This window comes from Streptomyces atratus (assembly GCF_014648655.1).
In the GTDB taxonomy this organism is placed as follows: domain Bacteria; phylum Actinomycetota; class Actinomycetes; order Streptomycetales; family Streptomycetaceae; genus Streptomyces; species Streptomyces atratus.
Window position 1 is genome coordinate 200613 of the sequence record NZ_BMRN01000005.1, and the last position, 27000, is coordinate 227612.

The 27000-nt window shown below is 68.1% G+C and carries 25 protein-coding genes and 1 pseudogene; 4 read left to right on the forward strand and 22 right to left on the reverse strand.

Annotated features, from left to right (window positions below):
* Positions 1-5: 5 nt before the first annotated feature.
* The 10 genes from tatC to IEZ15_RS11015 form a co-directional block, all read right to left on the reverse strand.
* Positions 6-896 carry a twin-arginine translocase subunit TatC gene (gene tatC, locus IEZ15_RS10970; protein WP_114243616.1) on the reverse strand — a complete coding sequence of 297 codons (891 nt, stop codon included), beginning with the start codon at positions 894-896 and terminating at the stop codon, positions 6-8.
* Between the two features lie 110 nt (positions 897-1006).
* Positions 1007-1300 (reverse strand): Sec-independent protein translocase subunit TatA, encoded by a 294-nt coding sequence (gene tatA, locus IEZ15_RS10975; RefSeq protein WP_114243617.1) that lies wholly within the window; start codon positions 1298-1300, stop codon positions 1007-1009.
* Between the two features lie 259 nt (positions 1301-1559).
* Positions 1560-1757, reverse strand: coding sequence for a hypothetical protein (locus tag IEZ15_RS10980; protein ID WP_114243618.1), 198 nt, complete (start codon positions 1755-1757; stop codon positions 1560-1562).
* Between the two features lie 35 nt (positions 1758-1792).
* The gene (locus IEZ15_RS10985; RefSeq protein ID WP_189276187.1) at positions 1793-2062 is read right to left on the reverse strand and encodes a CpXC domain-containing protein; all 270 of its coding nucleotides are present in this window, start codon (positions 2060-2062) and stop codon (positions 1793-1795) included.
* 19 nt (positions 2063-2081) lie between these two features.
* Complete coding sequence (locus IEZ15_RS10990) at positions 2082-3038, reverse strand: helix-turn-helix transcriptional regulator (protein WP_189276189.1); 957 nt, start codon at positions 3036-3038, stop codon at positions 2082-2084.
* Positions 3039-3052: 14 nt separating this feature from the next.
* Positions 3053-4006 (reverse strand): helix-turn-helix transcriptional regulator, encoded by a 954-nt coding sequence (locus tag IEZ15_RS10995; RefSeq protein WP_189276192.1) that lies wholly within the window; start codon positions 4004-4006, stop codon positions 3053-3055.
* A gap of 113 nt (positions 4007-4119) precedes the next feature.
* Positions 4120-4494 (reverse strand): FKBP-type peptidyl-prolyl cis-trans isomerase, encoded by a 375-nt coding sequence (locus IEZ15_RS11000; RefSeq protein WP_114243622.1) that lies wholly within the window; start codon positions 4492-4494, stop codon positions 4120-4122.
* A gap of 43 nt (positions 4495-4537) precedes the next feature.
* The gene (locus IEZ15_RS11005) at positions 4538-5491 is read right to left on the reverse strand and encodes an FKBP-type peptidyl-prolyl cis-trans isomerase (RefSeq protein WP_189276194.1); all 954 of its coding nucleotides are present in this window, start codon (positions 5489-5491) and stop codon (positions 4538-4540) included.
* Between the two features lie 127 nt (positions 5492-5618).
* Complete coding sequence (pafA, locus tag IEZ15_RS11010; RefSeq protein WP_093894153.1) at positions 5619-6980, reverse strand: Pup--protein ligase; 1362 nt, start codon at positions 6978-6980, stop codon at positions 5619-5621.
* A 9-nt stretch (positions 6981-6989) separates the two neighbouring features.
* Complete coding sequence (locus tag IEZ15_RS11015; protein WP_114243624.1) at positions 6990-8249, reverse strand: MFS transporter; 1260 nt, start codon at positions 8247-8249, stop codon at positions 6990-6992.
* Between the two features lie 132 nt (positions 8250-8381).
* Between IEZ15_RS11015 and IEZ15_RS11020 the strand changes: the two genes are divergently transcribed.
* Positions 8382-9428 carry a LacI family DNA-binding transcriptional regulator gene (locus IEZ15_RS11020; protein ID WP_114243625.1) on the forward strand — a complete coding sequence of 349 codons (1047 nt, stop codon included), beginning with the start codon at positions 8382-8384 and terminating at the stop codon, positions 9426-9428.
* Between the two features lie 52 nt (positions 9429-9480).
* Here IEZ15_RS11020 and prcA read toward each other — a convergent pair whose 3' ends face one another.
* The 6 genes and pseudogenes from prcA to arc form a co-directional block, all read right to left on the reverse strand.
* On the reverse strand, positions 9481-10308 hold the full coding sequence (prcA, locus tag IEZ15_RS11025; RefSeq protein WP_114243626.1) for a proteasome subunit alpha: 828 nt from the start codon (positions 10306-10308) through the stop codon (positions 9481-9483).
* A gap of 58 nt (positions 10309-10366) precedes the next feature.
* Positions 10367-11212 (reverse strand): proteasome subunit beta, encoded by an 846-nt coding sequence (gene prcB / locus IEZ15_RS11030; RefSeq protein WP_114243627.1) that lies wholly within the window; start codon positions 11210-11212, stop codon positions 10367-10369.
* Positions 11164-11351 (reverse strand): annotated as a pseudogene (locus IEZ15_RS44580) (endonuclease domain-containing protein); the annotation flags it as partial. The gene prcB and the pseudogene IEZ15_RS44580, both read right to left, overlap by 49 nt.
* Positions 11352-11452: 101 nt before the next feature.
* Positions 11453-11671, reverse strand: coding sequence for a ubiquitin-like protein Pup (locus IEZ15_RS11035; RefSeq protein ID WP_016325855.1), 219 nt, complete (start codon positions 11669-11671; stop codon positions 11453-11455).
* Positions 11672-11791: 120 nt separating this feature from the next.
* Positions 11792-13303 (reverse strand): depupylase/deamidase Dop, encoded by a 1512-nt coding sequence (gene dop, locus IEZ15_RS11040; RefSeq protein WP_338060244.1) that lies wholly within the window; start codon positions 13301-13303, stop codon positions 11792-11794.
* A gap of 236 nt (positions 13304-13539) precedes the next feature.
* Complete coding sequence (arc, locus tag IEZ15_RS11045; RefSeq protein ID WP_114243629.1) at positions 13540-15306, reverse strand: proteasome ATPase; 1767 nt, start codon at positions 15304-15306, stop codon at positions 13540-13542.
* A gap of 241 nt (positions 15307-15547) precedes the next feature.
* On the opposite strand from arc, the gene IEZ15_RS11050 reads away from it, so the two are divergent.
* Entirely contained in the window at positions 15548-15859 is a 312-nt protein-coding gene (locus IEZ15_RS11050) for a ferredoxin (protein WP_114243630.1), read from the forward strand.
* A 39-nt stretch (positions 15860-15898) separates the two neighbouring features.
* Here the strand turns inward: IEZ15_RS11050 and IEZ15_RS11055 are convergent, their stop codons facing one another.
* The 3 genes from IEZ15_RS11055 to IEZ15_RS11065 form a co-directional block, all read right to left on the reverse strand.
* Complete coding sequence (locus IEZ15_RS11055; RefSeq protein WP_189276196.1) at positions 15899-16477, reverse strand: hypothetical protein; 579 nt, start codon at positions 16475-16477, stop codon at positions 15899-15901.
* Positions 16478-16706: 229 nt separating this feature from the next.
* Complete coding sequence (locus IEZ15_RS11060) at positions 16707-17612, reverse strand: tRNA (adenine-N1)-methyltransferase (RefSeq protein WP_114243632.1); 906 nt, start codon at positions 17610-17612, stop codon at positions 16707-16709.
* A gap of 50 nt (positions 17613-17662) precedes the next feature.
* Positions 17663-18913 carry a site-2 protease family protein gene (locus IEZ15_RS11065; protein WP_114248900.1) on the reverse strand — a complete coding sequence of 417 codons (1251 nt, stop codon included), beginning with the start codon at positions 18911-18913 and terminating at the stop codon, positions 17663-17665.
* Between the two features lie 171 nt (positions 18914-19084).
* Between IEZ15_RS11065 and IEZ15_RS11070 the strand changes: the two genes are divergently transcribed.
* On the forward strand, positions 19085-19930 hold the full coding sequence (locus IEZ15_RS11070) for a RecB family exonuclease (RefSeq protein WP_229845847.1): 846 nt from the start codon (positions 19085-19087) through the stop codon (positions 19928-19930).
* A 9-nt stretch (positions 19931-19939) separates the two neighbouring features.
* Positions 19940-20611 (forward strand): response regulator, encoded by a 672-nt coding sequence (locus tag IEZ15_RS11075; protein WP_093541287.1) that lies wholly within the window; start codon positions 19940-19942, stop codon positions 20609-20611.
* Between the two features lie 79 nt (positions 20612-20690).
* Here the strand turns inward: IEZ15_RS11075 and IEZ15_RS11080 are convergent, their stop codons facing one another.
* The 3 genes from IEZ15_RS11080 to metH all read right to left on the reverse strand — a co-directional run bounded on the left by IEZ15_RS11080 (position 20691) and on the right by metH (position 26996).
* Positions 20691-22295 (reverse strand): ABC transporter substrate-binding protein, encoded by a 1605-nt coding sequence (locus IEZ15_RS11080; protein WP_189276200.1) that lies wholly within the window; start codon positions 22293-22295, stop codon positions 20691-20693.
* Positions 22296-22661: 366 nt separating this feature from the next.
* Entirely contained in the window at positions 22662-23363 is a 702-nt protein-coding gene (locus IEZ15_RS11085; RefSeq protein ID WP_114243634.1) for an HAD family hydrolase, read from the reverse strand.
* Positions 23364-23483: 120 nt separating this feature from the next.
* Positions 23484-26996 carry a methionine synthase gene (metH, locus tag IEZ15_RS11090; RefSeq protein WP_189276202.1) on the reverse strand — a complete coding sequence of 1171 codons (3513 nt, stop codon included), beginning with the start codon at positions 26994-26996 and terminating at the stop codon, positions 23484-23486.
* Positions 26997-27000: the final 4 nt, after the last annotated feature.

Sequence of the window (27000 nt, forward strand, 5' to 3'; positions counted from 1 at the left end):
CAAGGTCAGGTGATGTCGTCGTAACCGTTCACGCGGTCCCGGTCCGAACTCGCCTGTGCGGGCAACGCCCGGGCGGACGAGACCGATTCGATCTCACCGACGTCCTCGGGGGTGAGATCCAGCTTTGATGCCTCGTCGTCGTCCAGTTCGGCGTCGGGATCGGCACGGCGTCGCCGCTTGTCGTTCAGCAGAGAGAAACCGACTGCCATGAAGTACAGGACCACGATCGGACCCGCGAGCGCGATCATCCCCACGGGGTCGGTGGTGGGAGTCGCCACTGCCCCGAAGACGAACACCCCCATGACCACACCGCGCCACCAGCCGAGCATGCGACGCCCGGTCACTATGCCCGTCAGGTTCAACATGATCAGGAGCAGCGGCAGCTCGAAAGCCGCTCCGAAGATGAGCACCATCCGGACCGTGAAGTCGAGGATCTTGTCCATCGGGAGGATGTTCGCCGAACCGTCGGGCGTGATGCCCAACAGGACACGCATGCTGATCGGCAGGATCGTGTAGGCGAGCGCGGCACCACCGAGGAACAGCGGCACTGCGGCCGCCACGAAGGCGTACGTGTACTTCCGCTCGTGCTTGTGGAGTCCGGGCGCCACGAACGCCCACAGTTGGTACAGCCAGATCGGGCTGGCGATGATGACGCCGGCCATGAGGCTGACCTTCACCGTCGTCGTGAAGGGTGAGAGAAGGTCGGTGTACGCAATGACCGCGCACGCGCCCCCGGTTGTCTCGCCCAGTCCCTTCTCGCAACGGGGCACGGGAGCAGAGAGGAACTCCATCAGCGCCTGGCTGTAGAAAGCTGCGGCGATCGTCACGACAACGATGGCCAGCATGCCCTTCGCCAGCCGGTTACGCAGCTCACGCAGGTGCTCCACCAAGGGCATGCGGCCCTCTGGGTCCGTCTCCTGCTTGCGGGCAGACTTGAGCAACCCACGTCCTCATCTCGTGCAGCAGGCCCTCACTGATCAGGGCGCCTGCGTCGGCCCGGTTCTTTTCAGCGCTTGGTCGAGTCGGTCGGCTCCGCGACCGGTCGCGAGCTGCTCACGTCGCCGGGGGCGGCCTTGATGGTGCGCTGGGCGGCCTGGTCCTGGGCGGCGTCGTTGGCGGCCGGCTCGGCCGGGGTCGCCGACGGGCTGCCCTCGGACTTCATGGCCTTGGCCTCGCTCTTGAGGATGCGGGCCGACTTGCCGAGCGAGCGAGCCATGTCAGGAAGCTTCTTCGCGCCGAACAGCAGAACAACGACGACAAGAATCAGGATGATCTCGGGAGCGCCGAGCCTTCCGAACATATGTGTGTACCTTCTCACCGAGGCAGCAGGGGTGGGGCGGATCGAACCTCGGACGGACGTCCGACCTTCGTACTGTCAGCGATCGTATCCCGCAGGAGTAAACGCAGGGCAATACCCACGCATCCTTGCGATTACGGCCCATGCCTCGCTCTCAGAGCCGCTTCAGCAGCGTACCCCCCGAACCCCGGAAACTGGAGGCCGCGCCCTCCTCGATCCATCGCCCCTGCTCACAGGCTCACACGATCGTGGGGCGGTACATCTAGCGCAACGCTTCACCGGTGGCGGCAAGATCCGTCGTGGCCCGCTCCAGATCCTCCGCCGCCCGGTTGATGCGCTGGGTCGTTCGCGTCACCTGACGCCCCAGACGCTGGGCCTCGATGAAGACCTTGACGGCCAGCACGCCGAGGACGGCGATCCCGAGAAACCCCAGGGCGATGGCGAGCATGGGCCAGAACATGCGCAGAGCCTCGATGTGTCTAGGTGTCCGAAGTTCTAAAGGCTGGTGTGGAGGCGCAGCGTCCGCACCCCGCCACCGGTGAGGAGCTCAACAATCCGTTCTCCGGCGGGCTTACGGACGGCCGCGCCGCACTCCGGACAGGTGAAGGAGTAGAACGTCGTCCTGCGGCTGGCGCCCACGGCGAGGCGAATGGCGCCCGCCGCCAGCTCGAACCGCTCGTGGCAGTCCGGGCAGGCGGCCTTGAACCGTACGGACTCGGGCACCACCACGGTCGGAACACCTGACACCACAGACATATTGCTCATATCTCCCTCAGGTTTCCGCTCAGGCCGGTTCGTCATACGCGGCGAGCGCCGCACGGGCCGCCTGCCGTGCGCTCCGCGCCAGTTCCGGCGGGGAGACGATGCGGCCTTCGCCGCCCAGTCTCAGCGCAAGCCTGCGCAGCGAGGCCGGGTCGGGGGTGCGCAGGATGATCCGCAGCCCGCCGTCGGACAGCTCCTGTGCGCTGTCGTGCGGGTAGTACTCGGCGACCCACCGGCCGCCGGGGCCCACCTCGACCACGACCTCCGGGTCCTCGGCCGCCGGCTGGACGAGCCCCTCGGACAGATCCCGCAGTTCGAGCTCGGGCGGCGCGGCCGGTTCGTCGAGCAGCCGGATCTCGGCGACCCGGTCGAGCCGGAACGTACGCCGGTCCTCGGACGACCTGCACCAGGCCTCCATGTACGTGTGACCCACGGCGAACAGCCGGATCGGGTCCACCTCGCGCTCGGTGAGTTCGTCGCGCGCGGGCGAGTAGTAGCGCAGCCAGAGCCGGCGCCGCTCGGAGATCGCCCGGTCGACATCGGCGAAGACGCCGCCCTCGGACTCGAAGGTGACCGAGAGCCGCGAGCTCGCCGCCCCCACCTCACCGGCCGCGGTCTCCAGCTTCGCGGTGGCCCGCAGCAGCGCCTGCCGGTCGCTCTCGCGCAGCCCCGGCAGCGTGGCCACGGCGCGGGCGGCGACCAGCAGGGCCGTCGCCTCGTCGGCCGCGAGCCGCAGCGGTTCCGCGACATCGTCCGGGTTGTGCCACCAGATCCGGTCGCCGTCGGTGTCGATGTCCAGCAGATCCCCGCCGCGGAAGCTCGTACCGCACATGGGCAGCACGTCGAGGTCGGAGATCAGCTCGTCCTCGCTGATCCCGAAGGCGCGGGCGACGTCCTGGACGTGGGCACCGGGGCGCTCGCGCAGATACGTCACCAGGGAGAGCATCCGGCGGGTCTGGTCGATCGCGTTCGTGGCCATGTATACGGTCCCCCTCAGTCCTTGGCCACGGCGCGCAGCCGGTCCACCACATCGGCCCGCAGATCGGCGGGTTCCTGTACGACGACGTCCGGACCGAACTCGACGAGCCAGGCGTCCAGGCCGTGTCCGTACGGAATCTCCAACTCGTCCCACCCGTCCCCGAGTTCCCGGACCGATATGGCGCGCGAGCGCAGCGGGTATCCGGCACCGGCCCGCAGCCTGATCCGCGCGGTCCGGGTCGCCGTCTCCCCCGCCCAGCTCTCGACGGTCTCGCGGACGGTCACGACGTCGGGCACCTCGACGGTGAAGGCCCCGGCCCGGGAGCGGACCCGGCCGGTGATCCGGGAGAGCCGGAACACCCGCTCGGCGCCGCGGTCCCGGTCCCAGCCGGCCAGATACCAGTGGCCGCGCCAGCACTCCAGCGTCCACGGCTCGACCTGGCGCTGCTCGGGCCGGGCGGCGTTGGCCTTGCGGTAGTCGAAGGTCACCGGGCGGCGGTCCCGGCAGGCCAGCATCAACGGCTCGAACGCGGCCTCATGAACGGGGATGCGGGGTTCGAGGGCACTGTGCACCTCGTACGCGTCCTCGGCCTCCGGCATGCCTGCGGCCCGCAGCTTCTGCAGCGCTCCGCTGGCGGCACCGGCCAGCCGCGCCTGCTGCCACACCTTGGCGGCCAGTCCGAGTGCGGCGGCCTCCTCGGCGTCCAGCGTGATCGGGGGCAGCCGGTTGCTGTCGCGGCGGGCGAGATATCCCGTGTCGCCGTCCAGGTTCTCCACGGTCTCGATGATCAGACCGAGCTCGCGCAGATCGTCCTTGTCGCGCTCGAACATCCGGTTGAAGGCGTCGTCGGAACCCGCTTCCAGGTAGGCCTCGATGGAGCCGCGCAGCTCGCGCTTGCTCAGCGGGCGCCGGGTCCCCAGCAGACACAGAGCCAGGTTCATCAGCCGCTCGGCCTTGGCGATCGCCATCGACGCCCTTTCTGTTTTGCCCTACGACCGTCGACCGTACCGCTCCGCGCTGTCCGGACAAAAGCGAGGGCCCGTGCCTGCCAGGCACGGGCCCTCGTATCTCACGCCTCGGATCAGGCAGCGACCAGGTCGCAGACGAAGATCAGGGTCTCGCCGGGGGCGATACGGCCGCCACCGGCGCCGCGGTCGCCGTACGCGAGGTGCGCGGGAATGGTCAGCTGGCGACGGCCGCCGACCTTCATGCCCTGCACGCCCTTGTCCCAGCCGGAGATGACCTGACCGGCACCGAGCTGGAACTGCAGCGGGGTGCCGCGGTTCCAGGAGGCGTCGAACTCCTCGCCGGTGGAGAAGGCCACGCCCACGTAGTGGACGGAGACGGTGGCGCCCGCCTTGGCAACCGCGCCGTCGCCTTCCCAGATGTCCTTGATCTCCAGATCGGCCGGCGGCTCGCCACCCGGGAAGTCGATCTCGGGCTTCTCGATGCTCACTGACTTGCTCCTCTTAATGATGAACTGGGCAACCGGGACAGTCTTACATCTTTGCCAGGATGTCCACGGCGAACACCAGCGTGGACTTCGCGGGGATGGTCTGCTGCGCCTTGTCACCGAACCCCTGGTCCGGCGGGATGACAAGGAGCACACGGCTGCCGATCTTCTTGCCGACCAGACCGTTCTTGAGCCCCTTCAGAGTGACCTGGGCCAGTGGGAAGGTCTGCGTCTTGCCCGCCGTGTAGGTGCTGTCGAACGTCTTGCCGTCCTTCCACAGCAGACCGACGTAGTTCACGATGACGCTGTCGGTGTCCTTCACGACGTCGCCCTTGGACTCCAGGATGTAATTGGAGACGAGCTTCGTCGGCGGGTCGGTCTTGGTGGGGATGGTGACCTTGGGGGCCTTGCCGTCGGTGTTGGTGCCGACCTTGGGCAGGTCGATATTGTCCTGGGCGACCGCGGTGCCCTTGGCGGACTTCGGGATCTGCGTCGACTTCAGAATGTCGACGACGAAGACGAGCGTGGCGTTCGGCTTGATGTCGCCCTGGCCCTGTGCTCCGTAACCGAGATCCGGCGGAATGACCAGCTGGACCCGGCTACCGACCTTCTGGCCGACGAGGCCCTTGTCCCAGCCCTGGATGACCATGCCGGCGCCGAGGGTCAGATCGAACGGCTGCTTGCGGTCGAAGCTGTTGTCGAACGGCTTGTCGTAGTCCCAGGCCTGCCCGAGGTAGTTGACCTGGATCGCGTCGCCGTTCTTGAGCGTGGCGCCGTCACCCTGGCTGAGGACCCTGGTCTTCAGCTCCTTGGGCGGGTTCCCCGTGCCCTTGGACAGGGTGGGCTTCTCGCCGAACTTCGCGCCCGCGGTGATCGCGGGGAACCCGTCCTTGGACGGGGCGGAAGCGGAAGCTGATTCGGAAGCGGAGCCCTTCTCGTTGCCACAAGCCGCTGTCAGCAGCAACAGGGGGACGACGAGAAGGCCGGCAAGTCGGCGCACTTGTTCCTCAGATCTCAGACGGCACAGTTGGTTTGGTCCTCGACACTCTAGGGCGTACGCAGGGCCCCGTACGAGGAACGTACGGGGCCCGCGCCGCGTCGGGAGCCGAGGTTGTCCTGTTGCCGGCTCACATACCCGCGATCAGCTTCTCCACTCGGTCGTCCACCGAACGGAACGGGTCCTTGCACAACACCGTGCGCTGCGCCTGGTCGTTGAGCTTGAGATGGACCCAGTCGACGGTGAAGTCCCGCCGCTGCTCCTGGGCCCTGCGGATGAAGTCACCTCGCAGCCGCGCCCTGGTCGTCTGCGGGGGCACGGACTTGCCCTCGAAGATCTTCAGGTCGTTGCAGACACGGGCGGCCTGTCCCTTGCGCTCCAGCAGGTAGTACAGGCCGCGGCGGCGGTGGATGTCGTGGTACGCGAGGTCTATCTGGGCGACCCGCGGATGCGACATGGTCATGTTGTGCTTGGCCCGGTACCGCTCGATGAGCTTGTACTTCATCACCCAGTCGATCTCGGTCTCGATCCGGTCGAGGTCCTCGGCCTCGACCGCGTCGAGCGTACGGCCCCACAGCTCCAGGACCTGAGCGACGGTTCCGGTGCGGATGCCACGGCGGTCGACGAAGTCGACCGCCTTCTCGTAGTACTCGCGCTGCACCTCGATGGCGGACGCCTCGCGGCCACTGGCCAGGCGCACCTTGCGCTGCCCCGTGGTGTCGTGACTGACCTCGCGGATCGCCCGGATCGGGTTCTCCAGCGTCAGATCCCGCATCACTGTGCCCGCCTCGATCATGCGGAGCACCAGATCGGTCGCGCCCACCTTGAGCAGCATGGTCGTCTCGGACATGTTGGAGTCACCGACGATGACGTGGAGGCGGCGGTACCGCTCCGCGTCGGCATGCGGCTCGTCACGCGTGTTGATGATCGGGCGGGAGCGCGTCGTGGCGGAACTGACGCCCTCCCAGATGTGCTCGGCACGCTGGCTGACGCAGTAGACGGCGCCTCGCGGTGTCTGCAGCACCTTGCCCGCGCCGCAGATCAGTTGCCTCGTGACGAGGAAGGGAATGAGAATGTCCGCGAGCCGGGAGAATTCTCCGTGCCGCGCCACGAGATAGTTCTCGTGACATCCGTAGGAGTTTCCCGCCGAGTCGGTGTTGTTCTTGAAGAGGTAGACGTCGCCCGCGATTCCCTCCTCGTGCAGGCGGCGTTCGGCGTCGACGAGCAGGCCTTCGAGAATGCGCTCGCCGGCCTTGTCGTGGGTGACCAGCTCGGTCAGGTTGTCGCATTCGGGGGTTGCATATTCCGGATGCGATCCCACGTCGAGGTAGAGGCGGGCGCCGTTCCGCAGAAAGACATTGCTGCTGCGGCCCCATGACACAACACGGCGGAAGAGGTAGCGCGCCACTTCATCAGGAGACAGTCGGCGCTGTCCCCTGAACGTGCACGTGACGCCGTACTCGTTCTCCAGCCCGAAAATGCGGCGGTCCATGACTGAACATTACGCCTGATGGCCTGAGCTGAAACCGGGTTCGACAGCACCGTTTCGATCATTTTCCGATCCTTGTACAGCAACGGCCGTACGCCCGGGAACTGCGAGGACCTTTCCCGTGGCAAGCAGGACCAGCAGCGCCGCCACCCCGCCGGCCCCCGCGACGGCGAAGCTCCACGCCGTGCCGCCCAGTTCGACGGCCGGACCTGCCACGGCCGTTCCCGCCGCCGCGCCCACTCCGAACGTCGTCACCAGCCAGGAGAACGCCTCGGTCACCGTGCCCTGCGGAGCATGCCGGTCGACCACGATGAACGAGCACGCGATCGCGGGCGCCAGAAAGACTCCGGCCACTGCTGCCAGAGCGGTCATGGCGACCACCCCCGGGGTCAGCATCAGCGGCAGATAGCCGAGCGCCAGCAGTGCGACGATGACGCTCAGCCGGCGCTCCGGAGCCCCGGCCCACTGCCGCGCCCCGTACACCGCACCACCGACCAGCGCGCCCAGCCCGAGCGCGGCCATCAGCCAGCCGTACACCGACTCCCGGCCGTGGTCGTCGGCGTACGCCACCCCGGCCACCGTGATCGAACCGAGCGCGAGCCCCACGAAGAAGAACGAGCCGAGCAGCGCCAGCAGTCCCGGCGAGCGCAGCGCGCCCAGCCAGTGCGCCTCACGGGGCGCGGAACGCCAGGCGCGGGAGGGCTCGGAAAGGACGACGGAGAGCGCCCCCAGGACCCCTATGGCGTTGATGACGAGCAGGGCGGCGGCGGGCGACCAGAGGGAGACGAGCAGCGTCACCAGCAGCGGGCCCACGGTGAACATGACCTCCTGGGCGACGGCGTCCATCGCGTACGCCCGGTGCACCCGGTCCTCGCCGCCCAGGACGCTCGGCCACAGGGCCCGCAGACCGCCCTCCAGTGGCGGGGTGAACACACCGGCCACCATCACCGCCCCGTAGGCCAGCGGCAGTGACCCCAGGCCCACCAGTGCCAGCAGGGCCATGCCCAGCGCCGACACCACGGAGGCCGGGAGCTGGACCCGCGGCTGGCCGTACAGGTCCACGGCGCGGCCCAGCAGCGGCTGTCCGACCGCGGTGGACAGCCCGTACACGGCCGCGAGCGCGCCGGCGAGGGTGTAGCTGCCGCCCTCGGCCCGGGTGAACAGCACGATCGCGATATGGGCGGTGCCGCTCGGGAGCCGCCCCACCAGGGTCCCTACCAGCAGCCGGGCGGCGTGCCGCGCCCGGAGGATGTCCAGAAATCCCGCGGCCATGTCCCGCCCCTCTCCCTCGGACGCTCTCCGGCACCCTGAGGTTTTACGTATAACGTCGAGGCTCATACGTACCATGTGCCCAGTCCGCAGGTCCACCTCACGGCGCCTGCCCCGACCGGCCCGGAGGCCCGAGTGACCAGCGCACCACAGTCACAGCCCGCCCCGACCCGGCCCACCAGCCGCGATGTCGCACGGGCCGCAGGCGTCTCGCAGGCCACCGTCTCCCTCGTGCTCGGCGACAAATGGCGAGGCAGGGTCTCCGAGGCCACCGCCGAGCGTGTACGGCACGCCGCGCACGAACTCGGCTACCAGCCCAATCTCGCCGCCCGCAGCCTCCGTCTCGGCCGCACCAGAACCGCACTGCTGGTCGTCCCCGCGCTCACCAACGAATTCTTCGCACGCGTCTACACCGGCGCCGCCGCGGTCGCCGCCGAACACGGCTTCGGGGTCGTCCTCTACCCGTCCCCCGAAGGCACGGGACCGGCCAGGGATCCCTTCGCCTCGGCGCGCGCCTCCCTCGACGGGGTGATCGCCTCCTCCATGGCCGCCGGCGCACTCGACGTGCTGCGCGGCGCCGGCCTGCCGCTTGTCATGCTCGACAGCGACCCGGCGGACACCGGCGTCGCGGCACGGGTCAACCTCGACATCGCCGACGGCATGCGGCAGGTCGCGGAGCATCTGCTCGCGCTGGGCCACCGCCGCTTCGTCCACCTTGCGTCGGCGGTCGACACCTGGACCTTCGCGGTCCGTGCCCGGGCGCTCCACGACACCCTGGGGGCGGTGCCCGGCACCTCCGTACGGACCGTCCCGGCGCCGCTCGACGTACAGGCAGGCCGCGAAGGAGCGGAGCACGCACTCGGTTGCTCCGGCCCCCGGCCCACCGCCATCGTCTGCGACGACGACATCCTCGCCGCGGGCGCCTGCAAGGCTGCCCGCAGGCTGGGGCTCCGCGTCCCCGACGACCTCTCCGTCACCGGCTTCGACGATCTGGCCCTGGCCACAGCCGTCGAACCGGAGCTCACCACCGTGCAGCTGCCGGCCGAGCAGGTCGGTGAACGCGGCATGGCCGCCCTGCTGGCGGTCCTGGACGGCCGCCCGGCCGAGCCCGGCAGCCTGCCCGTGCACCTGGTCGCACGGGGCTCCTCGGCACCCCCGTCCGCGGACGGTCTGCGCTCATGACAGTGCCCCGGCCCGCCGGGAAGGGCGGACCGGGGCACCGGCACGGCGTGGACTACTCCTCGGAGGACTCCACGTCCCCACCGGAATCGGTGGACTTGGTGACATCCGTCGTGCTCGTGGGGGAGTCGGCCCCCTCGTCGTCCTCGATGTCGGAGGGGGCATCCGTCGGTGCGGAACCGCCGTCCGCCTCCAGCAACCGCGCCAGCTGCCGGCCGACGATCCGCTTGAACTTCCGCTGCTGCGGCCTCGTACGGTCCAGGACCGCGACTTCCAGCCGCTCAGCGGGGATCTCCCGCTCGCTGCCGTTGGGATCGCGCGACAGCGCCTGCACCGCCAGCTTGAGCGCCTCGGCGAGCGTCATGCCGTCGCGGTGCCGCTGGTCCAGGAAGGTGCTGATCTGCTCGGCATTCCCGCCGACCGCGACCGATCCGTGCTCGTCGACGATCGAGCCGTCGTGCGGCAGCCGGTAGATCTGGTCGCCCTCCGGCTCGACGCCGACCTCGGCGACCACCAGCTCCACCTCGTACGGCTTCTCGGCCGCACTGGAGAAGATGGTGCCCAGCGTCTGCGCATAGACGTTGGCCAGCCCACGGGCTGTCACATCGTCACGGTCGTAGGTGTATCCACGCAGATCCGCGTAGCGCACACCGCCGATGCGCAGATTCTCGTACTCGTTGTACTTGCCGGCGGCAGCGAAACCGATCCGGTCATAGATCTCGCTGAACTTGTGCAGCGCACGGGACGGGTTCTCGCCGACGAACACAATGCCGTCGGCGTACTGCAGCACAACAAGGCTGCGACCACGGGCGATGCCCTTCCGGGCGTATTCCGCCCGGTCGGCCATGGCCTGCTGAGGTGAGACATAGAACGGCGTCGACACCGGTTATCCGTCCCTTTCTGTCAGTGACAAGAGCATCGAAGAAGCAGCGGAACGGGGATCAGAGCAGCGCGGCGCGCGGGCCGTCGGGCTGTTCCAACCGGCGTTCCAGAATCGAGCGGGCGATCTCGGAGGATTCCGCCTCGACCAGCTTCCGGAAGCCTTCGTCGGTGATGACGGTGACGATCGGGTAGATCCGCCGCGCCACATCGGGACCGCCGGTCGCCGAGTCGTCGTCCGCGGCGTCGTACAGCGCCTGCACGACCAGGGTGAGGGCCTGCTGCTCCGTCAGATCCTCGCGGTAGAGCTTCTTCATCGAGCCACGGGCGAAGATCGACCCGGAGCCGGTCGCAGCGTATCCGTGCTCCTCGGAGCGGCCGCCGGTGACGTCGTACGAGAAGATCCGGCCCTTCCCGCGGTCGACGTCGAAGCCGGCGAAGAGCGGCACGACGGCGAGGCCCTGCATGGCCATCGCCAGATTGCTGCGGATCATCGTGGAGAGCCGGTTCGCCTTGCCCTCCAGGGAGAGCTGGGCGCCCTCGACCTTCTCGAAGTGCTCCAGCTCCAACTGGAAAAGCTTGACCATCTCCACCGCCAGTCCGGCCGTGCCGGCGATGCCCACCGCCGAATACTCGTCGGCCGGGAAGACCTTCTCGATGTCGCGCTGCGCGATCATGTTGCCCATGGTCGCCCGCCGGTCGCCGGCCAGGACCACACCGCCGGGGAACGTCGCCGCGACGATGGTCGTCCCGTGCGGCGCCTCGATGGCCCCATGGAGGGGCGGCAGGTTCCGGTTGCCCGGGAGCATCTCGGGAGAATGGTCGGACAGGAAATCCATGAACGAAGAGGATCCCGGCGTCAGGAAGGCAGCTGGTAGACGCCCGGTGCTACGAGTGTTGGCTTCCACGCGTTTCCCTCCAGGTATGCGACGGCCCTGCGCAAGGTGTCAGGATCGTCTCCCAACGTGCCGATGGCCGAATTGCAGTTGATGCCTTTACGCCACGGACCCTACCCGTCCCGCGGCGGTCATCCACATGGACTGCGGGGCAGCTGCACGGCCTGCGGTGCCGCTTGTGGCCGCGCGGTACGGGCCGACCCGGCCCGTACCGCGCGCACCTCTCCACTCCCCCGCGTTCACATGCGTGAACTACTGTCCACCCTTTTGAACGAAGGAACGCACGAAGTCCTCTGCGTTCTCCTCGAGTACGTCATCGATCTCGTCCAGAACCGAGTCGACATCGTCGCTCAGCTTCTCCTGGCGCTCCTTGAGGTCCTCGGACGCCTGCGCGTCCTGCGCCTGCTCCTCGACCTCCTCGGTGGAGCGCGTCGCCTTCTGCTGTCCGCCGCCGGTGTCCTTGGTCGCCATTTAGCTCACCCCGCTCGGTTCGAAGCACTTGATCAGACCCTACCTACGGGGTCCGACATTGGCCCGGTAGTTGTCTCAACGTCCGGGGGTCATCCCGATGTTTCCCCGATCGCGGCCCTTTCAGCCGCCCGACAGCACCTGGACCAGCTCTTCCGCCGTGCGACAGCGGTCCAGGAGCTCCTTGACGTGATCACGGGTGCCGCGGAGCGGTTCCAGGGTGGGTACCCGTTGCAGTGAGTCATGGCCCGGCAGATCGAAGATGACCGAGTCCCAGGAGGCCGCGGCCACGTCGTCCGCATACTGTTCCAGGCAGCGGCCGCGGAAATAGGCCCTGGTGTCCTCCGGAGGCTTCGTACGGGCCTTCTCGACCGCGTCCTCGTCCAGCAGGCGCTTCATCTTCCCGCGGGCCACCAGACGGTTGTAGAGGCCCTTGTCGGCCCTCACATCGGCGTACTGGAGATCCACCAGGTGCAGGCGCGCCGCGTCCCAGTCCAGGCTGTCCCGGCGGCGGTAGCCCTCCATGAGCTCCCGCTTGGCGATCCAGTCGAGCTCGCCGGACAGGCTCATCGGATCGTTCTCCAGCCGGTTGAGGGTGTCCTCCCAGCGGATCAGGACGTCCTTGGTCTGCTCGTCGGCGTCCACCCCGTACCGTTCCTCGACGTACTTGCGGCCCAGCTCGAAGTACTCCATCTGAAGCTGCACCGCGGTGAGCGTACGGCCGCTACGCAGCGTGATCAGATGATTCAGTGTCGGGTCGTGGGAGACATGGTGCAGGGTACGCACCGGCTGGTCGACCGCGAGATCGACGTTGATGAAGCCGTCCTCGATCATGGAGAGGACCAGGGCGGTGGTGCCGAGCTTGAGATAGGTGGAGATCTCCGAGAGGTTCGCGTCGCCGATGATCACATGGAGCCGGCGGTACTTCTCGGCATCGGAGTGGGGTTCGTCGCGGGTGTTGATGATGGGGCGCTTGAGGGTGGTCTCCAGCCCGACCTCGACCTCGAAGTAGTCGGCGCGCTGACTGATCTGGAAGCCGTGCTCGTGGCCGTCCTGGCCGATTCCCACGCGTCCCGCTCCGGTGATCACCTGGCGGGAGACGAAGAACGGGGTCAGATGGCGCACGATATCGGAGAACGGGGTCTCCCGCTTCATCAGGTAGTTCTCATGCGTGCCGTACGAGGCGCCCTTGTTGTCGGTGTTGTTCTTGTAGAGGTGGATCGGCTGGGCGCCGGGAAGCTGGGCCGCGCGTTCGGCCGCTTCGGCCATGACGCGTTCGCCGGCCTTGTCCCAGAGGACCGCGTCCCGCGGATTGGTGACTTCCGGGGAGCTGTATTCGGGGTGCGCATGGTCGACGTAGAGGCGGGCCCCGTTGGTGAGGATGACATTGGCCAGGCCGATGTCCTCGTCGGTGAGCTGGCTGGAGTCCGCGGTCTCGCGGGCGAGGTCGAAACCTCGCGCGTCCCGCAGCGGGTTCTCCTCCTCGAAGTCCCAGCGGGCGCGGCGCGCCCGGTGCATCGCCGCTGCGTAGGCGTTGACGATCTGGGATGAGGTGAGCATGGCATTGGCGTTGGGGTGGCCGGGGACGGAGATCCCGTACTCCGTCTCGATGCCCATTACTCGCCGTACGGTCATGCGGCCCTCCTTGCCCGGCGGCGCTCCCTTGAGGGGGCGGCGCTCAAGTACCGCTGCTTGTCCGGTGCGTGTGCGGTGCCCGTCCCCGCACTGCGCGACCGGGCGGTACGCAAGAGCCTAGAGCGACTCCGTGCCGGTGGGGAGATCAAATACGTCATTGCTGCGGTGTCGCGTGAGCTGTCCGGAAAGCAACCGGCTGCGGATGCCCGGCCGGGCATCCGCAGCCGGTCTGCGTTCTACAAGTACTGCCCGGTATTCGCCACCGTGTCGATGGACCGACCGGTGTCTGCGCCCTGCTTTCCGGTGACCAGCGTACGGATGAAGACGATCCGCTCGCCCTTCTTGCCGGAGATCCTGGCCCAGTCGTCCGGGTTCGTGGTGTTCGGCAGGTCCTCGTTCTCCTTGAACTCGTCCACACACGCCTGGAGGAGGTGGGAGACGCGAAGGCCCTTCTGGCCCTGGTCGAGGAAGGCCTTGATGGCCATCTTCTTGGCCCGGTCGACGATGTTCTGGATCATCGCGCCGGAATTGAAGTCCTTGAAGTAGAGGACTTCCTTGTCGCCGTTGGCGTACGTGACCTCGAGGAAGCGGTTCTCCTCGGACTCGGTGTACATCCGCTCGACGACCGACTGGATCATGGCGTGCGCAGCGGCTTCCTTGGAGCCGGTGTGCTCCGCGAGGTCGTCCGCGTGCAGGGGCAGCGAAGGTGTGAGGTACTTCGCGAAGATGTCCTTCGCGGCCTCTGCGTCGGGGCGCTCGATCTTGATCTTCACATCGAGGCGGCCGGGGCGCAGGATCGCGGGGTCGATCATGTCCTCGCGGTTGGAGGCGCCGATGACGATGACGTTCTCCAGGCCCTCGACGCCGTCGATCTCGGCGAGCAGCTGGGGGACGATGGTGTTCTCCACGTCCGAGCTGACGCCGGATCCCCGGGTGCGGAAGAGGGACTCCATCTCGTCGAAGAACACGATGACGGGGGTGCCCTCGCTCGCCTTCTCACGGGCACGCTGGAAGACCAGGCGGATGTGCCGCTCGGTCTCGCCGACGTACTTGTTGAGGAGTTCCGGGCCCTTGATGTTGAGGAAGTAGCTCTTGCCCGCGGGCTGGCCGGTGACTTCGGCGACCTTCTTGGCAAGGGAGTTGGCCACTGCCTTGGCAATGAGTGTCTTGCCGCAGCCCGGCGGGCCGTAGAGCAGGATGCCCTTCGGTGGCCGCAGTTCGTGTTCCTTGAAGAGGTCGGGGTGGAGGTAGGGGAGCTCGACCGCGTCCCGGATCAGCTCGATCTGGTCGCCCAGGCCGCCGATCTTGTCGTAGTCGATGTCCGGTACTTCTTCGAGAACGAGCTCTTCGACCTCGCTCTTGGGCACCACTTCGTAGACGTAGCCGGACCTGGGTTCGAGCAGCAGGGCGTCGCCGGGGCGGATGGTGATGTCCAGCAGCGGCTCGGCGAGCCGTACCACCCGTTCCTCGTCGGTGTGCCCGATGACCAGGGCCCGTTCGCCGTCCTCGAGGATTTCCTTGAGTGTGACGATGTCCCCGGCCCGCTCGAATTCCATGGCGTCGACCACGTTGAGCGCTTCATTGAGCATGACTTCCTGGCCGCGCCGGAGGTCGTCGAGCTCAACGCTGGGGCTGACATTCACCCGGAGCTTTCGGCCCCCGGTGAAGATGTCGCAGGTGCCGTCCTCATTGCCCTGCAAGAACACACCGAAACCGGCCGGCGGCTGTGCGAGCCGGTCGACTTCTTCCTTGAGGGCCACGATCTGGTCGCGGGCCTCGCGGAGTGTGTTGGCGAGCCGCTCATTCTGCGCGGACACGCCTGCCAGGTTGGTCTGCAACTCGACGATCCGCTCTTCGAGAATCCTCGTATGGCGCGGAGAGTCGGCGAGCTTACGTCGCAGGACGGCGATTTCCTGCTCAAGATAGGCGACCTGGCCGGCTGGGTCTTCGGACCCCCGCCCGGGCCGGATGCCGCGGTTGATGTCGTCGTCGTGGGCTGCCACGGTCCTCACCTCCTCCAAGGGGAGCTGGACGCTTCCTGACCCTACCTGGGTGGGTGATGATTGAAACCCCTAGATCACAAAGACTGCGAGGCGTGTCCGATCTTCACCCTTGCGTTCCCCCTCGTGTCAGGGGAATACCCACCCTTCAACATCGGAAAGCGGCCGGTTGTATCGTCGAACCGTTCAACACCCGTCAGGGCTGGCTACTTTTGGTTCGGATACGCAGGAAACGGCAGGAGAAATGACCGTGCAGCAGGACGCTCCCACCGGCAGCGACACGCAGGACCTGGAGGTCTGGATCGACCAGGACCTCTGCACGGGAGACGGCATCTGCGTGCAGTACGCACCCGAGGTGTTCGAGCTGGACATCGACGGTCTGGCGTATGTGAAGAGCGGCGACGACGAGCTGCTGCAGGACAAGGGCGCGACGACGCCCGTACCGCTGCCGCTTCTTCAGGATGTGGTCGATTCGGCCAAGGAGTGCCCGGGCGACTGCATCCATGTACGTCGCGTTTCGGACAGGGTCGAGGTGTACGGTCCCGAGGCCGCCTGATCCGGCGGTTCCGGGCGGGCGATCACGTGCAGTGACCGATCAGGCGCTGCTCGGTGCAGCCCGGGCGGCGCGGACGAATGCACCGCCCTGCCACTGCCAGGTGACCTCTTCCTGCTGGTCGGGACAGCAGCGCGGCACTTCGGCCGAGGAGTAGCCGAGCAGGGTGGCGGAGATGATGCCGTCACGCACCGCGAAATCGCCGATGCTCATCTCCTGGGCGGGGTCCACCAGGGTCGCCACGACCCGGGGTGTGGCCCCGCTTCCTTGTGTGAGGACGTAGACGCCGCTGGGCGGGGTGCCGGAACCGGCCGCGCAGTGGACCACGGCGACGGTCTCGGGGCGGCCGTCGCCGTCGAGGTCGCCGGGTGCCTGTTTGGCCACGGTGTTCTCCAGCCCGCCGCATTCCAGGGGGAAGGTCGCCCGCTCCGGATCGGGTGCGACGACGGACGCGGTGCCGTGCTGCGCGGTGGTGCGGTGGGGGGTCGAGGCGGAGGCCGTGGGGTCCGGCTGGAGCATGCCTGCGGCTGCAACGACAGCGGCCATGGCTGTCGCGGTGGCCAACCAGTGCAGCGGCCTGGTGTCGGTGTGCGCGAGGTCCGGGAGCTCGGAGGGCTGCACGCGGGATGTCTCCTGTGGTTCCTGTGGTTCGAGGATGCCTGGGTGGGCGGTGCCGCCGGTGGGACGTCCGCGGTGGTGTGGGGGTGGCCAGCATCGTGCCACACCTCACAGAGCAGGGGAACGGTGGGGTCGGCACGGACGGGCTTCCGTAGCGGCAACGAAAAGGCGCCGCCGCCGAGTTCCCGGGTCGGTCCGGGAACTCGGCGGCGGCGCCGGTACGTTGTGCGGCTCAGCCGCGGGAGGAGCCGCTCTGGCTGCCGGGACCGTCGTAGTCATCGCCGTAGGCGCCCTTGGCGGGGCGGCGGCGGCGCAGCGGGGCCTCCACACCGTCGGCCAGACGGCGGGCGGTGACGAGGAAGCCGGTGTGGCCGATCATGCGGTGGTCCGGGCGGACGGCCAGGCCCTCGACGTGCCAGTTGCGGATCATCGATTCCCAGGGCTGCGGTTCGGCGAAGCAGCCGATCTCGCGGATGGACTCGACGGTCCGCGCGAGCTGGGTGGTGGTCGCGACGTACGCGCAGAGGATGCCACCGGGCACGAGCGCCTTGGAGACGGCCTCCAGGCACTCCCAGGGGGCGAGCATGTCGAGGATGACACGGTCGACGTCGGTGTCCGAGAGGTTGTCCTGGAGATCGCCGACGGTGAGCTGCCAGGCGGGGTGCGGTTCGCCGAAGTAGCGTTCCACGTTCTGCTGGGCGATCTCGGCGAAGTCCTCGCGGCGCTCGTAGGAGTGCAGCATGCCCTGGTCGCCGATGGCGCGCAGCAAGAAGGTGGAGAGCGAGCCGGAGCCGACGCCGGCTTCCACGACGCGGGCGCCGGGGAAGATGTCGGCGAAGGCCAGGATCTGCCCCGCGTCCTTGGGGTAGACCACGGCTGCGCCGCGGGGCATGGACAGGACGTAGTCGGGGAGCAGGGGGCGCAGCGCGAGGTAGGCGACGTTTCCCGTGGTTCGGACAACACTGCCCTCGGGGGCACCGATCAGCTCATCGTGCGGGAAAGAACCCTTGTGGGTGTGGAAGTTCTTTCCGGCTTCGAGCGTGAAGGTGTAGTGGCGTCCCTTGGGATCGGTGAGCTGGACCTGGTCCCCGACCTTGAAGGGCCCGCGTCGGCGGGCGGCACCGGTCGGTTCAGACATGTGACCAGCGTACCGGTGATTCCCGGCGCGCCGACCGCGAGCCCGGGCGGTCAGGCGGCGGGCCTGGCCAGAGCGGCGACGAATGCCCGTTCGACGTCGGCGGTGGACAGCACGCCGTAGATCTCGCCGGTCTCCTCGAGGACGAGGTATTCGGTGGCGGGGTTGGCCTTGAGCCTGTCCAGGAGTGCTTCGCCGGCCAGCTCGGCGGAGATCTTCATGCCTTCGGTGAGGTCCTGGGCGAGGCTGCTGACGGCGACCCAGGGGCGGCGGTGTTCGGGGACGGAGACGATGGCCGTCTCGCGGACGACGCCCTGGGGTTCGCCGTGTCCGTCGACGACGACGAGGGCGCGGGCGCCCGCCTCGTTGGCACGGCGCAGGGCTTCGGAGAGCGGGGTGGCGGCCTCCACCGGAACGGCGCGCCGGGTGAGGGTGCGGGCGCGCAGTTCGGGGAGGTGTTCGCGCAGGCGGGCCATGCGCAGGCTGTTGCCCGCACCGGTCCAGATGATGGCGGCGAGGATGGCGGCGAGCAGCGCGTCGGTGACGGTGTCCAGGCCGCTGAGGTCTCGGGGGTTGTTCCCGAAGGAGCCGGTGTGGGTGAGCAGCGGGAGGCCGATGAGGGTGACGACGGCGAGCGCGCGACCGACCCAGGCGGCGGCGACGGTGCCGCTCATCGGCCGCCCGGTGATCTTCCAGACGACGGCGCGGAGCATGCGCCCGCCGTCGAGCGGGAGACCGGGCAGGAGGTTGAAGGCGGCCACCAGGAGGTTGGAGATCATCAGTCCGGCGAGGAGGACACCGGGCACGGTACCGGGCGCGACGAACGTCATCCCTACGTAGAAGAGCCCGGCGAGCACCAGGGAGAGCAGCGGGCCGACGAAGGCGAGAACGAATTCGCGGCCGGGGGTCTCGGACTCCTTCTCGATCTCGGAGACGCCGCCGAAGAACTGGAGCTGGATGCGGCGCACCGGCAGCTTGTAGCGCAGCGCGACGACCGTGTGGGCGAGTTCGTGGACGAGTACGGACGCGTAGAAGGCGATCGCGAAGAAGAGGGAGACCAGATAGCGAGCCGCGCCGAGTTCGGGCAGTACCCGTTCGAGCTGACCTCCGAAGACCCAGGTGATCAGTGCGGCCACGATGAACCAGCTGGGCGCGACGTACACGGGCACACCGAAGGGACGGCCCATGAGCAGGCCTCCGCCGGGCTCTTCGGGGCGCCGCGGTTCGCCCTTCTCGGGGCCGGCGCCGGGATCCGTTCCCCCTGCACCGGGCTGCGGCCGCCCGCTGTCGCCGCTCTCGTCCACGAGGTCCCTTCGGTCGGTGCTGTACGGCACGATCATGCAGTGTTCGAGGGTGTGTGGTCGATGGTATGCCGCCGGCTGTCAGTGGCGGGCCGTAGGGTCTTCGACATGACCTCCCTGCCGCGGCCGCCTCAGCCGCCTTCGTCCCTGTCGCCGTCGCGGGCGAGCGATTTCATGCAGTGTCCTCTGCTGTACCGCTTCCGGGTCATCGACAAACTGCCGGAGAAGCCCAGCGAAGCGGCGACCCGGGGCACGCTGGTGCATGCGGTGCTCGAGCGGCTCTTCGACAATCCGGCGGTGGAGCGCACGGCCGGCCGGGCCACGGCGCTGATCCCCGGCCAGTGGGACCGGCTGCTCGAGTCGAAGCCGGAGCTGTCGGAGCTGTTCGCGGAGGATGCCGGGGGCGAGCGGCTGGCGCGTTGGCTCTCGGAGGCGGAGAGCCTGGTGGAGCGGTGGTTCTCGCTGGAGGATCCGACACGCCTGGAGCCCGCCGAGCGGGAGCTGTTCGTCGAGACGGAGCTGGAGTCGGGGCTGCGGCTGCGCGGGGTGATCGACCGTATCGATGTGGCGCCGACGGGCGACGTCCGGATCGTCGACTACAAGACGGGGAAGGCGCCGCGCCCGGAATACGCGGAGGGCGCGCTCTTCCAGATGAAGTTCTATGCCCTGGTGATCTGGCGGCTGAAGGGCGTGGTGCCCCGTCGGCTCCAGCTCGTCTATCTCGGCAGCGGCGACATCATGACGTACGACCCGGTGGTGGCGGATCTGGAGCGCGTCGAGCGGAAGCTGCTGGCGCTCTGGGACGCGATCCGGCTGGCGACGGAGACGGGCGAGTGGCGGCCCCGGCCGACAAAGCTCTGCGGCTGGTGCGACCACCAGTCGGTCTGTCCCGAATTCGGTGGCACTCCCCCGGTCTATCCGTTGTCGGTACGCCCGGCGGAGTCGGAGCAGGATGTCCAGGGCAGAATGGATCCGGTCCGTGCTGAGGCCGGCCGGCCTGTGGCCCTCGAAGGACCTTAAGGAGACCTTGTGGCTATCCGCGTCCTACTGGTCGATGACCAACCACTGCTGCGCACCGGCTTCCGGATGATTCTGGAGGCGGAGGGGGATCTCGCGGTGGTGGGCGAGGCCGGTGACGGCCTCCAGGCTCTCGACCAGGTGCGGGCGCTGCAGCCCGATGTGGTGCTGATGGACATCCGTATGCCCCGGATGGACGGCGTCGAGGCGACGCGTCAGATCACCGGTCCCGGCCGGGACGGTCCGGCGAAGGTGCTGGTGCTGACCACGTTCGATCTCGACGAGTATGTGGTGGAGGCGCTGCGCGCCGGTGCCAGCGGCTTCCTGTTGAAGGACGCTCCGGCCAATGAGCTGGTGCAGGCCATCCGCGTGGTCGCCGCGGGCGAGGCGATGCTCGCTCCGAGCATCACCCGCAGGCTGCTCGACAAGTACGCGGACCACCTGCCGTCCGGCGAGGAGCCGGTGCCCGACACCCTGCACACGCTGACGGACCGTGAGGTCGAGGTGCTGAAGCTGGTGGCGCGCGGTCTGTCGAATGCGGAGATCGCCGCGGATCTTTTCGTCAGTGAGACCACGGTCAAGACGCATGTCGGCCATGTGCTGACCAAGCTCGGTCTGCGCGACCGGGTGCAGGCGGCCGTGTACGCGTACGAAAGCGGCCTGGTGCGCCCCGGCGCCCAGTGAGCGGACCAGCTCGCGGACCGGGAAGCGGCCCTGCACACGACGACGCCCCGGCCGGGTTCGGCCGGGGCGTCGTCCGTGCTCAGACGGTGCCCTTCCCCAGCTCCCAGAGCTGGAGGTCGGCGGAGGAGTTGACCGCCCACTCGACGCCGGTGAGGTCTTCGCGGGAGGCGGCGTACTGCTTGCCCTGCCAGATCGGCAGTACGGGGACGTCGTTGGCGACGATGTCCTGGAGCTGCTGGAAGGTCTTGACCGAGGCGCTGCGGTCGGTCTCGCGGCGGGACTGCGGAATGAGCGTCTTCTGGGCCGGGGTCGACTTGTAGGGCGAGTTGAGGAAGTTGTTCTTGTCGAGGAACGGCGCCATGAAGTTGTCGGGGTCCGGGAAGTCGGGGAACCAGCCCATGCCGTAGACGGCGTAGTCGCCGCGCAGCTGTGCCGGGCGGTACTTCGCCCAGGGGGCTCCCTGGACGGTGACGTCGAACAGTCCGGTGTCGTTGAGCTGCTTCTTCAGGGTTCCGAACTCGGCGGCGGTGCCGGCCCCGACACGGTCGGTCGGATAGTGGAGCGTGAGCTTCACCGGGGTGTCGACGCGTGCGGCGTTCAGGATCGCCGCAGCCTTCGTGGTGCTGGGTTCGCTGTACTTGTTGTAGAACGAGTTGGCGTGCGCGGTGATGCCGGACGGGATCAGCGAGTACAGCGGCTCGGCCGTGGTGCCGTACACCTTGCCCGCGATTTCACCGCGGTCGATGACCTGGGCCATGGCCTGGCGGACGGCCTTGTTCTTCACGGCCGGGTCATTGGTGTTGAAGCCCAGAAAATGAATGGCGAGGCCGGGCATCTCGGTGAGCTTGATGCCGTCCCTGGGATTTTCGAGCATCTGCTGGGACTGCTCGGGCGACATGGTGCGGGTCATCATGTCGATCTTCTCGTTGTCGAGGGCCTTGCCCATGGCCGTCGGGTCAGGGAAGACGTCCAGCTCGACCTTCTCGTTCCGTACCTTCAGATCCCCCTTGTAGTGGGGGTTCCTGGTGAAGAGCACCTTGACGACCTGGTTGTGCTCGACTTCCGGCTTCATGGTGTACGGGCCGGAGCCGTCCACCTGGAATCCGGTACGCGCGGACTTCGCCGCGTACTTGCTCCGCGGCACGATCCCGGCGACCGGGGTGGCGAGCTTGTACGGGAACGTGGCGTCCGGCGCGCGCAGATGGAAGATGACCTCCCGCTCGCCCTGTGTCTCGATCGTGTCGATGTTGTCGAGCAGGGCGACGGGCCCGTTGGCGGCGTCGATGCGGATGACGCGGTCGATGGAGTACTTCACGTCATCGGCGGTCACGGCCTTGCCGTCGGCGAACTTCAGACCGCTGCGCAGCTTGCAGCGGTAGCTCTCGTTCTGCGTGTCCGTGAAGGTGCAGCTCTCCGCGGCTTCGGGCACCGGCTCGCCGCCGCCGCGCGGCACATGCACCAGGGTCTGCAGGGTCTGCCGGAGCACATTCCATACGCCGGCTTCGTAGCCGATGGCGGGGTCGAGCGGCGCGGGGTTGTCCTTGGAGGCGACGAACTGGTCCGTGGTGCCGACAACGATGGCGGCCCTGCCATCGCTCTCGTCGCCGCCCGACGCGCCGCAGGCGGCGAGTGCGGGTGCGAGCAGGCCGACGACGGCCGGCAGCACCAGAGTCTTGCGGTTCATCTTGGACGCTCTCCCTCATCCGTGCATTGAGAAAGCGACATTAGTGGGCGCCGTCGGCAATGCCGGACCGGAGATGTCCCGATGCGTAATCAGACGGTGATGGGAATTAGCGGCGAGCCGTCTTCCTCGACCGGGAAGGTTCCGCACAGGACCTCACTCATCATGACATTTCGACACACCAAAACGGACACCTCGGTGGATCTTGAAAAGCCTTCAGAGGTCATTCAGGTGATAAAGCTCACGCTCGGGGTTCTTTCTTCCCTCTGTCGCACGCCCGACTTGAACGCACTTATGTACGACAGAAAATGCACCATCCGACGCCGAGAGTTTTTCGATTTATTCACAGAAACACTCTCGGTGTGCGGATCACTGCAGTCCTGTGACCAGGCCCCGGAGAAATGCGAGATCGACTTCTTCGAGCGAACGTACGACCACTCGGCCGGAGGCAGGGGCGATCGGCGCGACGGACGGTACGGCGACCACCCGGCAGCCCGCGGCCTCCGCCGCGGCGACGCCTGTCGCGGTGTCCTCGATGACCGCGCAGAGCTCGGGGACCGCCCCGAAGCCGGACGCGGCGGTGAGATAGGGCTCCGGGTGCGGTTTGGTACGGGAGACCTCGTCGCCCGCGACGGTGAGGGCGAAGTGGTGGGCGCCCACCGAGTCCAGCACCCGGTCGATGATCCGCCGGTGCGAGGCGGAAACCAGGGCGGTGGGAATCTCGTGCCTGGCCAGCTCGGCCAGCAGCCGTGCCGCGCCCGGCATCAACGGCACCCCGCGGCCGATGCGCCTCTCGAAGCGGTCGTTGAGCAGCACGGTGAGTTCGGCGAGGGTGATGTCCGCGCCGGTGACATCCATGAGGTAGCCGGCGCTGCGGGTCATCGGCCCGCCGACCACCACGTCCCGCCAGGCCTCGTCGAGCTGATGCCCGAGCTCGGCGAAGACCTCCACCTCGGCGTCCCACCAGAAGCCCTCGGTGTCGACGAGCGTGCCGTCCATGTCGAGCAGGACGGCCTGCAGAGCGGCGCCTTCGGCCGTGCGGGTCATGGACGCGGGAACCGTGCTGGTCATCCGGCACACCTTCCGTGAGGGACGAGAAGGCCGGCCGCCATTTCCCGTGGGAAGGGCGACCGGCCTGCACTGGACCGACCAGTCTACGACTTGTCCGGCAACCGCGCGCTGAACGGCGTCTTACCGCGCGTTGAAGTACTTCGCCTCCGGGTGGTGGATGACGATCGCATCGGTGGACTGCTCCGGGTGCAGCTGGAACTCCTCCGAGAGATGCACACCGATCCGCTCCGGCTGGAGCAGCTCGGCGATCTTCGCCCGGTCCTCCAGGTCGGGGCAGGCGCCGTAGCCGAGCGAGAAGCGCGCACCGCGGTACTTCAGCGCGAACATGTCCTCGACATCGGCGGGGTCCTCGCCGCCGAAGCCGAGCTCGAAACGGACCCGGGCGTGCCAGTACTCGGCGAGGGCCTCGGCGAGCTGGACGGAGAGACCGTGCAGCTCCAGGTAGTCACGGTAGGAATTGGCCTCGAAGAGCTTGGCGGTCTCGCCGCCGATCTTCGAGCCGACGGTGACGACCTGGAGGCCGATCACATCCGTCTCGCCGGACTCCTCGGGGCGGAAGAAGTCCGCGAGGCAGAGGCGACGGCCGCGGCGCTGGCGCGGGAAGGTGAAGCGGGTGCGCTCGGAGCCGTCCTCGTGGAGCAGGATCAGGTCGTCGCCCTTGGAGACGCAGGGGAAGTAGCCGTAGACGACGGCGGCTTCCAGCAGGTTCTCCGTGTGGAGCTTGTCGAGCCAGCCGCGCAGGTGCGGGCGGCCCTCGGTCTCGACCAGCTCCTCGTACGTCGGTCCGTCACCGGCTCGGGCCTGCTTGAGGCCCCACTGGCCCTTGAAGAGCGCGCCCTCGTCCAGCCAGGACGCGTACTCCTTGAGCTGGATGCCCTTGACGACCCGGGTGCCCCAGAACGGCGGTGCGGGGACCGGGTTGTCGACGGCGACGTCGGAGCGGACGCCCTCCTCGGGCTCGTCGACCTCCAGGACCACCGTGTCTCGCTTGGGGACGCGGCGCTGCTTGAGTTCGGGGAGGGTGGCGCCGGGGACGCCACGCTTGACCGCGATGAGGGCGTCCATCAGGCGCAGCCCCTCGAACGCGTCACGGGCGTAGCGGACCTCGCCCTCGTAGATCTCGTGGAGGTCCTGCTCGACATAGGCCCGGGTGAGGGCCGCGCCGCCGAGGATCACCGGGAAGTCGGCGGCCAGCTTGCGCTGGTTCAGCTCCTCCAGGTTCTCCTTCATGATCACGGTGGACTTCACCAGGAGGCCGGACATTCCGATGACGTCGGCGCGGTGCTCCTCGGCGGCCTCCAGGATCGCGGAGACGGGCTGCTTGATACCGAGGTTCACGACGTTGTAGCCGTTGTTGGACAGGATGATGTCGACGAGGTTCTTGCCGATGTCATGGACGTCGCCGCGGACCGTGGCCAGGACGATGGTGCCCTTGCCCTCGGCGTCGGACTTCTCCATGTGCGGTTCCAGATAGGCGACCGCGGTCTTCATGACCTCGGCGGACTGGAGCACGAACGGCAGCTGCATCTGGCCGGAGCCGAAGAGCTCACCGACGACCTTCATGCCTTCGAGCAGCGTGTCGTTGACGATGTCGAGGGCCGGGCGGGTCTGCAGGGCCTCGTCGAGGTCGGTCTCCAGGCCGTTCTTCTCACCGTCGATGATGCGGCGCTGAAGGCGCTCGTCGAGCGGCAGGGCGAGGAGTTCCTCGGCCTTGCCCGCCTTCATGGACTTCATGTTGACGCCCTCGAAGAGCTCCATGAGCTTCTGGAGGGGGTCGTAGCCCTCTGCGCGGCGGTCGTAGATGAGGTCGAGCGCGACCTTGACCTGCTCCTCCTCGAGGCGTGCGATCGGCAGGATCTTGGAGGCGTGCACGATGGCCGAGTCGAGTCCGGCCTTGACGCACTCGTCGAGGAAGACGGAGTTCAGCACGACGCGGGCGGCCGGGTTGAGGCCGAAGGAGATGTTGGACAGGCCCAGCGTGGTCTGGACGTCGGGGTGGCGCTTCTTCAGTTCGCGGATGGCCCCGATGGTGGCGATGCCGTCGCCCCGGGATTCCTCCTGACCGGTGCAGATGGTGAAGGTCAGGGTGTCGACGAGGATGTCCGACTCCTTGATGCCCCAGTTGCCCGTCAGGTCCTCGATGAGCCGCTCGGCGACGGCGACCTTGTGCTCGACGGTACGGGCCTGGCCCTCCTCGTCGATGGTCAGGGCGATCAGCGCGGCGCCGTGCTCGACGGCCAGCGCGGTGACCTTGGCGAAGCGGGACTCGGGTCCGTCGCCGTCCTCGTAGTTGACGGAGTTGAGGACGGCACGGCCGCCGAGCTTCTCCAGACCGGCCCGCAGGACGGGCAGTTCGGTGGAGTCGAGCACGATCGGGAGGGTGGAGGCGGTGGCGAAGCGGCCGGCCAGCTCCGCCATGTCCGCCACACCGTCGCGGCCCACGTAGTCGACACAGAGGTCGAGCATGTGGGCGCCCTCGCGGATCTGGTCGCGGGCCATCTCCACGCAGTCGTCCCAGCGGGCCTCCAGCATGGCCTCGCGGAACTTCTTCGACCCGTTGGCGTTCGTGCGCTCGCCGATCGCGAGGTACGAGGTGTCCTGGCGGAACGGGACGGTCTGGTAGAGGGACGCGGCGCCCGGCTCGGGGTGCGGGGTGCGGGGAGTGACGGCGACGCCGCGGACCCGCTCGACAACCTGACGCAGGTGCTCCGGGGTCGTACCGCAGCAGCCGCCGACCAGCGAGAGGCTGTACTCGCGTACGAAGGTCTCCTGGGCGTCGGCCAGCTCGGCCGGGGACAGCGGGTAGTGCGCGCCGTCCTTGCCGAGCACGGGAAGGCCGGCGTTGGGCATGCAGGAGAGCGGGATGCCCGAGTGGCGGGCCAGGTAGCGCAGGTGCTCGCTCATCTCGGCGGGGCCGGTGGCGCAGTTCAGGCCGATGAGGTCGATGCCGAGCGGTTCCAGGGCGGTGAGCGCCGCGCCGATCTCGGAGCCGAGCAGCATCGTGCCGGTCGTCTCCACGGTGACGGAGCAGATCACCGGAAGATTGGCACCGGTGGCCTCCAGGGCGCGGCGGGCGCCGATGATGGAGGCCTTGGTCTGCAGGAGGTCCTGGGTGGTCTCGATCAGGAGGGCGTCGGCGCCGCCGGCGATCATGCCCTCGGCGTTCTGCTGGTAGGCGTCGCGGAGCTTGGGGTACGGGGCGTGGCCCAGCGTGGGCAGTTTCGTGCCCGGGCCCATGGAGCCGAGGACCCAGCGCTGCTGTCCGGTGGAGGCGGTGAACTCGTCGGCGACCTCGCGGGCGATGCGCGCGCCTGACTCGGAGAGCTCGAAGACCCGCTCGGCGATGTCGTACTCGCCCAGGGCCGCCAGGTTGGCGCCGAAGGTGTTCGTCTCGACGCAGTCCACGCCGACGGCGAAGTACTCCTGGTGCACGGAGCGCACGATGTCGGGGCGCGTGACGTTCAGGATCTCGTTGCAGCCTTCGAGGTTCTGAAAGTCCTCGAGGGTGGGGTCCTGTGCCTGGAGCATGGTGCCCATGGCACCGTCGGCCACCACCACCCGGGTGGCAAGTGCCTCGCGGAGGGCTTCGGCTCGGTTCCGGCTGTCGGCGGAAGGGGTCGGCGACGAGGCCATGGAT